Source organism: Flavobacterium sp. HBTb2-11-1, from assembly GCF_009826975.1.
Lineage (GTDB): Bacteria > Bacteroidota > Bacteroidia > Flavobacteriales > Flavobacteriaceae > Flavobacterium.
Genome location: NZ_WUMO01000005.1, coordinates 91,875 through 105,088 on the forward strand (window position 1 = coordinate 91,875; position 13,214 = coordinate 105,088).

The following is a 13,214-nucleotide window of genomic DNA, read 5'->3' on the forward strand; positions in this document are numbered from 1 at the left end:
CAAGTAACTCCTTTGCTAAAAGTCAATCTTTGTAGAGCTTCTCGTGAAGATTTCTCGTTCCTCGAAATGACAAGATTGTGTAGAAAATATAAAACCTATTTTTCTATGTTTTTAAATAAAATTTATTCATTTATGAATTCTCAAAAAGCTTGGATGCTATGCTATTTCTTTAATTTTCTGATTGCCTGTGTTTTTGGATTATTAATGCGGTTTATGTATCTTTTTTCTTTAGATTTTCTAAACTACAGTTTTCTGCTTCATGCACATTCGCATATTGCGATGTTGGGTTGGGTATATTTGATTGTTTATGTTTTGGTTGTCCATTTTTTTATTCCAAAAGAAAAAAGTCAGAAACCAATTTATAACCGCTTATTTTGGCTAACAGAATTTTCAGTTATCGGAATGATGATTGCTTTTCCAATTCAAGGATATGCTTTGTTTTCGATTATTTTTTCAACCATGCATATTTTGCTTAGTTATGTTTTTTGCCGTTTGGTATGGAAAGATTGCACAAAAGATAAATCGCCATCCCAAAGATTTTTGTTGGTTTCAATTCTATTTATGATTCTCTCGACTTTTGGAGTTTGGTGTCTTGGACCGGCTGTGAGCACGTTAGGAAAACAAAGCGCTTTTTATCAGATTGCAATTCAGTTCTTTCTTCATTTTCAGTTTAATGGCTGGTTTATATTGGCAATTTTAGCTTTGTTTTTTAAACAATTTCAAAATAAAATTGATGAGGTAAAATTTAAGAAGTTTTATTTCTTGATAATTGTTTCTACATTGCTGACAGTTACTTTTCCAATGCGATGGTTTATAGAAAATGACATTTTAAGTTATATCAATATTTTGGGAGTTTTAATTCAGTTGGGAGCTTTTATTTATTTTTATAAAATGCTCAAATCTCAAATGAATTATTTCAAAAGCACTTTAGATAAAATTGCAAAAATGGTTTACAGTTTGGCTTTATGTTCTCTTTTTTTGAAAGTCGGAATACAATTACTGACCATTTTTCCAAATCTGGCAGAAGTTTCACATCAAATTAGAAATTTTGTAATTGGTTTTATTCATTTAACCACTTTAGGAATCATAACAGGTTTTTTGTTTGGCATTTTATTGCAGAATAAAATGCTTTCTGCTAATTCTGAAATATTAAAAGCAGGAATGAAGTGTTTTATTTTAGGCTATATTTCGACAGAAGTTTTGCTATTTCTTCAAGGTTGGTTTTTCTATTTTGGAGAAGGAACAATTCCAGGATATTTTCAAAGTATTTTGATATTTAGTGTCCTTTTGGTTTTGGGTTTGTTGCTAATAATGTCCTCAATAATTAATTTCCGCTTCAAGAATGCCAGTAAAATAAACCGCCAGAACTAGACTTACTTTTTATGACAAAAATCGTGTTTTTATAGGATTACAGAGTCTAGGAGCGTTTTGGAGGCCAGCAATATTACGTAAAACCTTATTTGTTTTATGTAAGCATAATATTTTTCAATAAAAATAATTGAGGTTCTTCATTTTAAATTAATAATGATTATTTTTGCTCGCTGATTAAGTAAAAAAAAATTACTACATATATTATGGTAAAAGATTTATTCGAAAGAATTCAGGACAATAAGGGACCTTTAGGAAAATGGGCTTCTCAAGCAGAAGGTTATTATGTTTTCCCAAAGTTAGAAGGAGAGTTGGGTCCTAGAATGCAATTTCACGGAAAAAATATTTTAAACTGGAGTTTAAATGATTATTTAGGTTTAGCTAATCATCCAGAAGTTCGTCAAGCAGATACAGATGCAGCAATTCAGTTTGGTGCAGCTTATCCGATGGGAGCCCGTATGATGTCTGGGCACACTACGTACCACGAACAATTAGAAAATGAATTAGCAGAATTTGTAATGAAGGAATCTGCTTATTTGTTGAATTTTGGTTACCAAGGAATGGTGTCTATCATTGACGCTTTGGTTACTAAAAATGATATTATCGTTTATGACGTAGATTCACATGCTTGTATCATTGATGGTGTTCGTTTGCACATGGGTAAACGTTTCACATACAAACACAATGATTTGGAAAGTATGGAGAAAAACTTGCAGCGTGCTACTAAAATGGCAGAAGAAACAGGCGGAGGTATTTTATTTATTACTGAAGGTGTTTTCGGAATGCGCGGACAGCAAGGAAAATTAAAAGAAATCGCTGAATTAAAGAAAAAATACAATTTCAGATTATTAGTAGATGATGCTCACGGTTTTGGTACATTAGGTAAAACTGGTGCTGGAGCAGGTGAGGAGCAGGGAGTTCAAGATCAGATTGATGTTTACTTCTCTACTTTTGCAAAATCTATGGCTAATATCGGAGCTTTTGTAGCAGCTGATAAAACGGTTATCGATTATTTGAAATACAACTTACGTTCTCAAATGTTTGCAAAAGCGTTGCCAATGATTCAGACAATTGGTTCTTTGAAACGTTTAGAATTATTGCGTAAATCTTCTGCAATTAAAGACAAACTTTGGGAAAACGTAAATGCATTGCAAAACGGTCTTAAAGAAAAAGGATTTAATATTGGAGATACGAATACTTGTATTACACCGGTTTACTTAGAAGGAAGCATTCCTGAGGCAATGGTAATGGTAAACGATTTAAGAGAAAATTATGGTATTTTCCTTTCGATCGTAGTTTATCCAGTCATTCCAAAAGGAATTATCCTATTGAGAATGATTCCAACGGCTTCTCATACATTAGAAGATATCAATGAAACGTTAACTGCTTTCGAAGCAATCCGCGAGAAACTGACTAACGGGACTTATAAAGAAATTGCAGAACGTACAACTGTAGACGTTTCATAAATTCTGTATAAAATAGATTTCCTTAAGTGGAAATTATATAAAAAAATCCATTTGTTATACGAATGGATTTTTTTTATTTAAGGTAACTTTAATATCATAATCACAAGATAAAAATAAAAATTATGAAAAAAGTACTAACACTTACGGTGATGGCGCTTGCAGTTTTTACTTCTTGTAAAAAAGAAGCGACGACAACAGAACCGATTCAAATTACACCAAGTCCGCCAAAAGAAGCTGAAATTGTAGAACCATCTGGGGATCAATGTTACGAGTCAACGGCAAATAATAGCAGAATTCAATTAAGTTTTAACGTTAATTCTCATCAAGAAGTTAATGGAAAATTGAAATATGAAATTTCTGGAAAGGATAAAAATGACGGAATTATAAATGGAAACATGGTTGGCGACACTTTAATTGCTGAATATGTATTCATGTCTGAAGGCGCTTCTACAATGAGACAGGTGGTATTTCTCCAAAGGGATGGAAATTTAATTGAAGGTTATGGAGATGTAGTACAGGCTAATGACAAAGTTGTGTTCAAAGACAGAAAAAAACTAAAATTTAATCCACAAAACACTTTAGTGAAAGTAGATTGCAAAGTAGAGTAATGATGTGTTTTATAAAGTGAAAAATCCATTCGTTTGGGGGCGAATGGATTTTTTTATTTTACATTTTACATTTCACTTTTAAAGATTCTTCAAAAAAGTTTTTCTCTGGCAATGAATGATTGGATCAAAGTTTTTCCAAAGTAAATGAATGGCGTTATTTTCTAATAACTCTGGAGTTCTAATGCAAGTCTGAATTCCTTTAGCTGAAAACGTCTTATAATATTCATCAAAAATAATAGCCGTTACACCTTTGTTTTGGTATTCAGGATGAACTCCGATAAGATAAAAAACAACATCTTTACTATGTTTTCTTGCTCTTAATAAATGAAGAAAACCAAATGGAAATAATTTACCTTTCATTTTCTGTAAAGCTTCAACAAAGCTTGGCATTACGATACTGAAAGCAACTAAATTATCATCTTTATCAACCACAAATTTAATGTATTCTGGATTGATAAAACTGATGTATTTCTTTTTGAAATACTCTTTTTGCACATCTGAGATTGCTACGAACGAAGCTAGTTTTTCATAAGTTTCATTAAACAAATCGAACATTTTGTCTACATGAGGCATAATGTCTTTGGTTCTTGTAAAATTAAGCGCTTTAAGTCCGTAACGTTTTTTGATTAATTCTTGTGCTTTCTGAAAGAATTCTGGTTTTACATTTGAAAATGGGAATATACTTTCAATATATTGTTTTTCAACCTGAAAGCCTAATTGTTCCAAATGGGTTACATAGTATGGGTGGTTGTACCATGTTATCATGGTTCCAATTTGATCATACCCTTCAGTAAGAAGCCCAACCTTATCTAAATTTGAAAATCCCATCGGGCCTTCAGCATGTTCTAAGTTGTGTTTTCTTCCTAATTCATATACTTTTTCTAGAAGTGCTTTTGTAACTTCAATATCATCAATTACATCAAACCATCCAAAACGAACTTTTCTCTTGTGCTGATTATTAACTTCAGACCAATTGATGATAGCGGTTATACGGCCCACAATTTTATTGTCTCTGTAAGCCAAATAGAAGTAAGCTTCGGCATTGTCAAACGCAGGATTTTTGGTTTTATCAAAAGATTCCAATTCGTCTGAAATAATAGGTGGCACCCAATACGGATTGTCCTTATATAATGAAAAAGGAAATTTGATGTATTCGGTTAATTCTTTCTTGCTTTTGGCTTCTTTAATTGTAATCATTAGATGGTATTGATAGTCCTTAAAAAGGATCTAGTTATGTATGTTTTATTCGTATTTCGCTTTACGTTTTCTTTCCCTTTCCTGATAATCTATTGGTTTCTCATTGTCTGGATTCTTTTTTGCCCTTGCTGCGGCTTTATCTTCTATTACTTTTTCTTTGTACCATCCATCATAACGCCATGATACTCCAACTCCGCCATATAAAATAGAAGGCGTATTCTTAAAGTTAGTGCTTATAGAAGCATCAACCTGCAAGTTGGAAGAAAGGAGATAAGCGGCACCTGTACGAAGAATTGAATCGCTGTAAAAGTCGCTTTTATATCCTTGATTTTCAAGAAAACCAGACCATTTGTCATTAAATCCGTGCGTCAAAGTTAATACATATCCGTAACTTGGATAGTCTGTACCGATATAATCTGCAATAAAGTTGGTAACAAAAACCCAAGATCCGCCTCCAAGAAGGTTTTGGGTAATGATCGAAACTTTAGGGGAAATGGCTCCATCTGGAGAAAAATAATACGGATTATCGGCGCCAACAAAATTAGCTCCAGCAAAAACCGAAACTGCAGGAATCAGCTCTCGCCATTGAAAATTACGGTTAGCTTTGTAGCTGTAAATATTTACTTCGCGTTTGTAATTTTTGTATGGATCGTAAATAAGATATTTAGCTCCTAAAACCGTCTGCCTAAAATTGTTTTTTTTGTAGCTAGTGTACGGAGTATCAAAATTTTCTGTCTGATATTGAAGATCAGCAATAAATTCTAATTGTTCTAGAAAAGCACCAAATCGGATAGTTAAATCTGTGCCGAAACCGCTGGCATCGTAGTCTAATAAATCGTGTTTTTCTTTAATGCCATAAACACCAAGTTCGGCTTGGATTACCGATTTTCCGACAGCATAGGCTGACATGGTTTCTCCAGGGCGGTTGGAATTAATGACGTCGGTGTATTGCGCAAAAAATAGTTGTGGAATAAAAAAAAGTACCGGGGCAAGTAAGTTTTTAATTTGGAACATATAATTTTTTTTGGATTAAAAAATGATAACGCATTTCAAATGTACATATTTTATTATTTATTTAAGATTCATATTTTATTTTTAAAGAATGGATTTATTAATTTTGAAAAAAAATATATAGTTATGCAAGAAGCATCATTTTCAGGTTTGTTTAAAACCATCATGTGGGTTATAGCTTTTTATTACATTTTTAAATTTTTGGCTAGAATCTTTTTGCCGGTATTGGTTAAAAAGGCGGTAGAAAATGCTAGTGAAAATTTTCAAAGACAACAACAGCAGTATAATCAAGGTAATACATATCAGAACCATCGCAATACCAATAATAATGATGAAATAATCATTAATACTGCTAATGCTAAAAACCCGCGCGAAACCAAAAAAGTGGGAGAGTATGTTGATTACGAAGAAATAGATTAGATTTGTGTCCTGAAATTTAGGATTCATTTTAACCCAAACTAGCCAAAATTGAAAATAGTAAATAAGTTCTATCCGCATGCCCTTGTTATCATGGGCTTTATTTTTGTTTCATTAATTTATTTTTATCCAGTTCTTCAGGGAAAACAAATTTTCCAGTCTGATATTGCGCAATACACCGGTATGGCAAAAGAGCAGAATGACTTTAGAGCTGCTGAAAATGCTGAACCTTATTGGACAAACTCTGCTTTTGGAGGTATGCCAACCTATCAGCTTGGAGCAAATTATCCGAACGATTTTATTGGTAAAGTGGATGACGTATTGCGTTTTCTTCCTAGACCTGCAGATTACTTATTTTTATATTTCCTCGGCTTTTACGGTTTGTTATTGGTTTTAAAAACAGATCCTTTGAAAGCTTTTATTGGTTCAATTGCCTTTGGTTTTTCAACTTATATGATCATCATTTTAGGAGTTGGTCATAATGCAAAAGCGCATGCTATTGCTTATATGCCATTAGTAATTGCAGGATTCATACTCGTCTTTCAGAAGAAATACATTTGGGGAGGTCTGCTCACTATGTTTGCTGTGGCATTAGAAATTAGTGCCAACCACTTTCAGATGACTTATTATTTGTTGATTTTCTTATTGATTCTGGTAGGATATTATGCGTATAATTTTATCAAACAAAAAGACTTTAAAGGACTTCTGATTTCTTGCGGCGTTTTATTAGTTGCGGGAATTTTTGCCTTGGGTGCCAATGCAGGTAATTTAATGGCAACAAACGAATATGCTAAATACAGTATCAGAGATAAAAGCGAGTTGACTTTTAATCCAGACGGATCTAAAAACGAAACCACTGCTTCTATGACTACAGATTATATTACTGAATATAGTTATGGTATTGCAGAAAGTTTAAATTTAATTGCTCCTAGAATTTTTGGAGGTTCAAGCCATGAAAATGTGGGTACAGACAGCCGTATGTACGCGTTTATGCTTGAACAGGGAGTTCCTGCTTCTCAAGCTCAGGATTTTGTTTCAGGAATGCCTACGTATTGGGGAGATCAGCCAATTGTTTCAGCGCCTGCTTATATTGGAGCTGTAGTTTTCTTTTTGGCAGTATTAGCTTTATTTATTGACGAAAGAAAAATCAAATATGTTTTTCTTGCTGGAGCGCTTTTCACTTTGGTGCTTTCTTGGGGAAAAAACTTCTCCCTATTAACAGACTTTTTTATTGAATATGTCCCGCTTTATGATAAATTTAGAGCTGTATCTTCAATTCAGGTTATTCTAGAATTATGTTTCCCTGTTTTAGCTGTTATGGGATTACAATCATTCTTTAAAGCTAAAGATGAGCCAAAATTACAGCAGAAAGCATTAGTGCAGACAGGAGTTTTTGGTTTAGGCGTGCTTGTTATTTTATTGATAGCAAAAAGTTTCTTCCATTTTACAGGAATAAATGATAATGCTTATTTAGAAAGCTACGGTCCAGGTTTCGTTGATGCTTTAAAAGAAGACAGAATGACGATGTATTATGCAGATTTACTAAGATCTGGATTCTTAATTATCGTGACATTTGTGGTTCTGTGGATGTTTGTAAAGAATAAATTTTCTCAGACAACTACTTTGGTGGTAGTTGGATTAGTGATGATTTTTGATTTGTTTTTTGTGGACAAAAAATACGTTTCTGCTAAAGATTTTGTAAGCCCAGTTCAGATTGCGGCGCCTTTCCAAGAGACACAAGCAGATGCTCAGATTTTGAAAGATACTTCGATTTACCGTGTATTTGATCTTCAAGGGCAATTGCAGGGAAGATCTTCTTATTTCCATAAAACAATTGGAGGTTACAGTGCTGTAAGACCTAGAAGAATGCAGCAATTGTACGATTATCAAATTGCCAAAAACAACCTTGAAGTGCTTAATATGTTGAACGTTAAGTATGTTATTCAAGTAGATAAAGACGGAAATCAAATTCCTGCTGTTAATCCAGATGCAAACGGGAATGCTTGGTTTGTGGAAACGGTGAAACTGGTAAACAAACCAGACGATGTAATGAAAGCTTTGAATACTTTGGATACTAAAAAAGTAGCAGTTTTCAATGTTCACGAACATGAAAGCAAGTTCCAAAATGCAAGATTGAAGAAAGCATTTGATACAACAGGTACAATTAAGGTTGTTACGTATAAGCCAAATTATATAAAATACAAGTCAGAAAATAAAGGAGATGGTTTAGCTGTTTTCTCTGAAATGTATTATAAAAATGGTTGGAACGCTTATATTGACGGCAAACTAACAGATCATTTCCCAGTGGACTATGTTTTAAGAGCAATGGAAATTCCTGCTGGAAAACACACGATTGAATTTAAATTTGAACCTCAAATTATCAAAACTGGAGGAACAATCACTTTAATAAGTTCAATAGGTATGTTGCTTCTTTTAGCTGGAGGAATTTATTTTGAGAAATTCTACCGCAAAGATTCGCAAAAAAGTCACAGAGATACTCAAAATAATTAAAAAAATCTTTGTGATACTTAGTGTTGACTTTGTGAATCTCTGTGTAATTTAAATATGGAACAAAAAAAACTTTTAATAATTACCTATTATTTTCCACCCGCTGGAGGGCCAGGAGTACAACGTTGGTTGAAATTCGTGAAATATCTTCCTGAATTTGATATTCAGCCAATAGTTTATGTTCCAGAAAACCCGACATATCCAATTGTAGATGAAGGTTTGGTAAGTGAAATATCAGAGAAAGTAATTGTTTTAAAGAATAAAATTTGGGAGCCTTATCAATTGGCTTCTGTTTTTTCGAAAAATAAAACCAAGAAAATCAGTTCTGGGATTTTTCCGCAAAAGAAAAAGCAGACCTTTTTGGATAAAACATTTCTTTGGGTTCGAGGAAATCTTTTTATTCCAGACGCCCGTGTATTTTGGGTAAAACCATCTGTTGCTTATTTAGAAAAATACATTCAAGAAAATAATATCGATACGATTGTAACTTCTGGACCGCCGCACAGTTTGCATTTAATCGGATTAGAATTACAGCAGAAATTAAAAGTAAAATGGTTTGCCGATTTTCGCGATCCTTGGACAACGATCGGATATCATAAAGCACTTCGTTTATCTTCTTATGCGGAAAAAAAGCATAAAAATTTAGAGCATAAAGTGCTCAATTCAGCAGACGAAATCATTGTGACCAGCAAAACTACAAAATCTGAATTTGAGGCTATTACCAACAAACCAATTACGGTAATTACAAACGGTTACGATGTTGAAACTGTAGAAAAACAGACTTTAGATACTAAATTTACTTTAGCTCATATTGGTTCTTTCTTGTCTGATAGAAATCCGCCATTTTTATGGGAAGTTTTGGTTGAATTGCTGCAAGAAGTTCCAGAATTTAAGTCCCATTTAGAAATAAAATTAATTGGCGCTGTAAGTCGGGAGGTTCTAGACGCTATTCAAGAACATCAATTAAATGATTATTTGAATTTAGTGGGTTACGTTTCTCATAAAGAAGCTGTGGCGCACCAAAGAAAATCTCAGGTATTGCTTTTAATAGAAATTAATTCTGAAGATACGAAAAGCATTATTCCGGGAAAATTATTCGAATATATGGTTTCAAACCGTCCGATAATCGCAATTGGACCTCAGGGATCTGACTTTGCCGATATCGTTACACAGACTAATACAGGAGTATTTTTTGATTATTCTGAAAAAGCGAAGTTAAAAAGTGTAATTTTGGACTTTTTTAATCAGTTTTTGGAAGGAAAATTGCAATCGCATGGAATTGGTTTACAGCAATATTCAAGAAAAAACCTTACTAAACAATTAGCACAGCTGATTAAAGGATAATCATTTAAAAATCAAATACAATCTAAACTCAACAAATGGGTATTGTCTTAAATCAGTCTTTTAAAAACACTATAATTACATACATTGGTTTTGGTATCGGAGCCATTAATACCTTATATCTTTATCCCGTTTTTCTTGGGGCAACTTATTACGCATTAACCAATTACATTACTTCTGCAGCAAACGTAATTATGCCTTTGTTTGCAATCGGAATGCAGAATACGCTTGTGAAATTTTATTCGCAGTATAAAACAGAAGAAGAAAGAGAGCAATTTTTGTCTTTTACAGCGCTGTTCCCGATTTTAATGTGTATTCCGTTAGGCCTTATTGGAATCTTCTTCTACGACGATATTACGGATTTTGTTTCTAAAGAAAATCCGGTTGTCCGTGAGTTTATGCTTCTTATTCCGTTTATCGGAATCTGTATGGCTTATTTTGAAATTTTTTATGCTTGGGCGCGAGTGCATATGCACTCAGTCTTTGGAAATTTTATCAAAGAAGTTGGATTGAGGCTGCTTTCTACATTTGCTTTAATTGGTTTATATTTCAATTGGATTTCCCTAGTTGGATTTGTGTACATAACAGCAGGAATTTATTTTTTTGCATTTCTGATTACGATGTTTTATGCATTTTATATCAAAAAGCCAAATTTCCAGATTACAATACCTGAGAATGTAAAAGCAGTAATGGAATATACTTTTTATATTATTCTTTCAGGAAGTGTAGCCAATTTGCTTCTCGACGGCGATAAACTGATGCTGAATCAATATATGAAGATTGAAAATATTGCCTACTATTCTGTAGCAACTTATATCGCTTTGGTTATTTCAGTACCGAGCCGCGCTATGCATCAAATCGTGTATCCAATTACAGCCAAATTAATGCATGAAAATAAACACGACGAATTGAATCAGCTATACAAAAAAACATCTATTAACTTACAGATTGTCGGTGGATTTGTAATGTTATGCATTTTTGTGAATATTAATCAATTGTACGAATTGGTTCCAAAAGAGTACAGTGGCGGTATCTCGGTTGTATTTATGATTGGTCTTTCTAAATATTTTGATCTGATTTTAGGAAATAACAATGCCATTATTTTTAATACCAAATATTACCGTATGGTATTGTATTTGGGATTGATGCTGGTGGTTTTAACTGTGATTTTAAACATGCTGTTTATTCCTCATTTTGGCATTATGGGTTCTGCATTTGCGACACTTTTGTCTATTACGTTATACAGTTTGGCTAAATTGCTTTTTGTGGTTAAGAAGCTTGATTTGTACCCTTTTACCAAACAGACGATTCATTCGATGGTTTTAACATTTGTATTGTTTTTACTGTTTTATTTCTGGGAATTTCCATTTTTTCAACTAATCAGTATTGCTTTAAAATCGATAATAGTAACTATTGTATATCTGTATTTGAATTATAAATTCAAGATATCTCCAGATATTAACAATGTAATTGATTCAATTTTCAAAAAGTTGGGCTTTAAAATTTGATCTGATTTTTCTGTAAAAAAGAAAGCGATTTAAAAAATCGTAACTTTTTTGTTTCTATATTTGTTAGAAAGGATAACTAATTTATTTCTAATTAAATATGAAAATAAAAGTACTTAGGTTATTAGCTTTCTTTTTTGTCTTGTTTTCTTTTTCAGTAATGGCTCAGAAAAATAATCTGAAAAACTCTGAAAAAGATTCTATAGCAATAAAACTAAAAGGTTACCCAGTAAAACCTTTTAAGGACACACTTTTTTTTGTTTACCATAATGTGGGTTCTTTTTCTGCAAAAGAACGCGCAGAATACATTTCCAATAAAATCAAAAGACTTTACAATGAATCTTTTTTTGAAAAAGATTCTATTAAAATCGTGCCGTCAGACGTTTCTATGGATATTGTTTACCAAAACGATTTTGTTATCATGTCTGTTTTGGATGCTGATGCAAAGGCAGAAAATACCACGATAGCCAATATTGCCAATCGCAACCTGGCGAAGATTAAAAGTGCGATAATATATCAGAATGAAAATTACTCGCAATTGCCAAAACGAATAGGCTATACAGCGTTATTGGTTTTGATAATTGGTTTGATTTTATTTTTGACTGCCAAAATTTTTAACTTCATCAAAAACTATGTTGTAAAAAATAGAGCGAAGTATTTTAAAGGAGTGCATTATAATTCCATTAAAATATTATCTCCAGAGAAGCAACTGATTTTATTGCTAAGAATCTTCGGCGTTATAAAAATAATAACGCTAATATTAATCGTATATCTTTCGCTTCCTGTATTATTTAGCATTTTTCCAGCTACAAAAGATTATACAACAACATTGCTCAGATGGATTTTAACGCCTGCAAAATCTGCCTTTATGGGATTTGTTGGTTTTCTTCCGAGCTTGTTTACCATTGTTGTAATCATCATTATTTTTAAATATTCGCTTAAAATAATTAAGTTTTTCTTTTACGAAATAAAATCAGAAAACATAAAAATTAACGGTTTTTATAGCGATTGGGCATTGCCGACTTTCAATGTTATCCGTCTTTTGATGTATGCTTTCATGTTGGTGATTATTTTTCCGTATTTGCCAGGCTCAGATTCTCCAATTTTCAAAGGTGTTTCGGTATTTGTAGGAGTTTTGTTTTCACTCGGTTCTTCCAATGCTATTGCCAACATGGTGGCAGGTTTGGTTATTACGTACATGCGTCCATTTAAAATTGGTGATTATATTAAAATTGGAGATGTAAGCGGAGAAGTAATAGAAAAAACAGCATTGGTAACCCGAATCAGAACACCAAAATTTGAAGATATTACAATTCCAAATGCGACTGTTTTGTCGAGTACTTCAACAAATTATTCAGCAAATACGAATCAGGCCACTAACGGATTGTTAATTCATACCACGGTTACAATTGGATATGATGTGCCGTGGAAAGACATTCATGCAGCTTTGATTGATGCGGCTTTAAAAACAGAAATGACCGAAAAAGAGCCTAAACCATTTGTGCTGCAAACCAGTTTAGACGATTTTTATGTTTCGTACCAGATTAACGTTTATACGAAAGAGCCAACAAAGCAGCCCCGTATTTATTCTTCGCTTCATCAGAATATTCAAGATTCTTTTAATGCGGCTGGAATCGAGATCATGTCACCTCACTACAGCGCTTTACGAGATGGAAACACCACAACTATTCCGCCAAATTATTTAAAAGAAGATTATGAATCTCCGGTTTTTAATATTAAGAACAAAAGTTAAATAATTGATAACGAGAGATTAAATTTAAAACTTTAACACT

At 32.8% G+C, this 13,214-nt stretch carries 10 protein-coding genes; 8 read left to right on the forward strand and 2 right to left on the reverse strand.

The window, feature by feature from the left end:
* The first annotated feature begins 132 nt into the window (after nt 1-132).
* The 3 genes from GR162_RS12160 to GR162_RS12170 all read left to right on the forward strand — a co-directional run bounded on the left by GR162_RS12160 (nt 133) and on the right by GR162_RS12170 (nt 3,442).
* Complete coding sequence (locus GR162_RS12160) at nt 133-1,371, forward strand: hypothetical protein (protein WP_237421357.1); 1,239 nt, start codon at nt 133-135, stop codon at nt 1,369-1,371.
* Between the two features lie 203 nt (nt 1,372-1,574).
* A complete protein-coding gene (locus tag GR162_RS12165; RefSeq protein WP_008462520.1) occupies nt 1,575-2,834 on the forward strand; it encodes an aminotransferase class I/II-fold pyridoxal phosphate-dependent enzyme in 1,260 nt (419 codons plus the stop codon).
* 122 nt (nt 2,835-2,956) lie between these two features.
* Entirely contained in the window at nt 2,957-3,442 is a 486-nt protein-coding gene (locus GR162_RS12170) for a hypothetical protein (protein ID WP_160782388.1), read from the forward strand.
* Nucleotides 3,443-3,520: 78 nt separating this feature from the next.
* Here GR162_RS12170 and GR162_RS12175 read toward each other — a convergent pair whose 3' ends face one another.
* The gene (locus tag GR162_RS12175; RefSeq protein ID WP_160782389.1) at nt 3,521-4,639 is read right to left on the reverse strand and encodes a GTP cyclohydrolase; all 1,119 of its coding nucleotides are present in this window, start codon (nt 4,637-4,639) and stop codon (nt 3,521-3,523) included.
* Nucleotides 4,640-4,684: 45 nt separating this feature from the next.
* Complete coding sequence (locus GR162_RS12180) at nt 4,685-5,653, reverse strand: transporter (RefSeq protein ID WP_160782390.1); 969 nt, start codon at nt 5,651-5,653, stop codon at nt 4,685-4,687.
* A gap of 123 nt (nt 5,654-5,776) precedes the next feature.
* Between GR162_RS12180 and GR162_RS12185 the strand changes: the two genes are divergently transcribed.
* From GR162_RS12185 to GR162_RS12205, 5 genes are all read left to right on the forward strand, one after another.
* Nucleotides 5,777-6,070 carry a DUF4834 family protein gene (locus GR162_RS12185; protein ID WP_160782391.1) on the forward strand — a complete coding sequence of 98 codons (294 nt, stop codon included), beginning with the start codon at nt 5,777-5,779 and terminating at the stop codon, nt 6,068-6,070.
* A 48-nt stretch (nt 6,071-6,118) separates the two neighbouring features.
* Nucleotides 6,119-8,578, forward strand: coding sequence for a YfhO family protein (locus GR162_RS12190; RefSeq protein ID WP_160782392.1), 2,460 nt, complete (start codon nt 6,119-6,121; stop codon nt 8,576-8,578).
* Between the two features lie 54 nt (nt 8,579-8,632).
* Nucleotides 8,633-9,919 carry a glycosyltransferase family 4 protein gene (locus tag GR162_RS12195; protein ID WP_160782393.1) on the forward strand — a complete coding sequence of 429 codons (1,287 nt, stop codon included), beginning with the start codon at nt 8,633-8,635 and terminating at the stop codon, nt 9,917-9,919.
* A 35-nt stretch (nt 9,920-9,954) separates the two neighbouring features.
* The gene (locus tag GR162_RS12200) at nt 9,955-11,424 is read left to right on the forward strand and encodes a polysaccharide biosynthesis C-terminal domain-containing protein (RefSeq protein ID WP_160782394.1); all 1,470 of its coding nucleotides are present in this window, start codon (nt 9,955-9,957) and stop codon (nt 11,422-11,424) included.
* Nucleotides 11,425-11,521: 97 nt separating this feature from the next.
* A complete protein-coding gene (locus GR162_RS12205) occupies nt 11,522-13,174 on the forward strand; it encodes a mechanosensitive ion channel family protein (RefSeq protein ID WP_160782395.1) in 1,653 nt (550 codons plus the stop codon).
* Nucleotides 13,175-13,214 lie beyond the last annotated feature (40 nt).

Bases quoted from the DNA above. Each gene is read 5' to 3' on its own strand.
- GR162_RS12160 (WP_237421357.1), top strand. From the start codon at position 133: ATGAATTCTCAAAAAGCTTGGATGCTATGCTATTTCTTTAATTTTCTG.
- GR162_RS12165 (WP_008462520.1), top strand. From the start codon at position 1,575: ATGGTAAAAGATTTATTCGAAAGAATTCAGGACAATAAGGGACCTTTA.
- GR162_RS12170 (WP_160782388.1), top strand. From the start codon at position 2,957: ATGAAAAAAGTACTAACACTTACGGTGATGGCGCTTGCAGTTTTTACT.
- GR162_RS12175 (WP_160782389.1), bottom strand. From the start codon at position 4,639: ATGATTACAATTAAAGAAGCCAAAAGCAAGAAAGAATTAACCGAATAC.
- GR162_RS12180 (WP_160782390.1), bottom strand. From the start codon at position 5,653: ATGTTCCAAATTAAAAACTTACTTGCCCCGGTACTTTTTTTTATTCCA.
- GR162_RS12185 (WP_160782391.1), top strand. From the start codon at position 5,777: ATGCAAGAAGCATCATTTTCAGGTTTGTTTAAAACCATCATGTGGGTT.
- GR162_RS12195 (WP_160782393.1), top strand. From the start codon at position 8,633: ATGGAACAAAAAAAACTTTTAATAATTACCTATTATTTTCCACCCGCT.
- GR162_RS12200 (WP_160782394.1), top strand. From the start codon at position 9,955: ATGGGTATTGTCTTAAATCAGTCTTTTAAAAACACTATAATTACATAC.
- GR162_RS12205 (WP_160782395.1), top strand. From the start codon at position 11,522: ATGAAAATAAAAGTACTTAGGTTATTAGCTTTCTTTTTTGTCTTGTTT.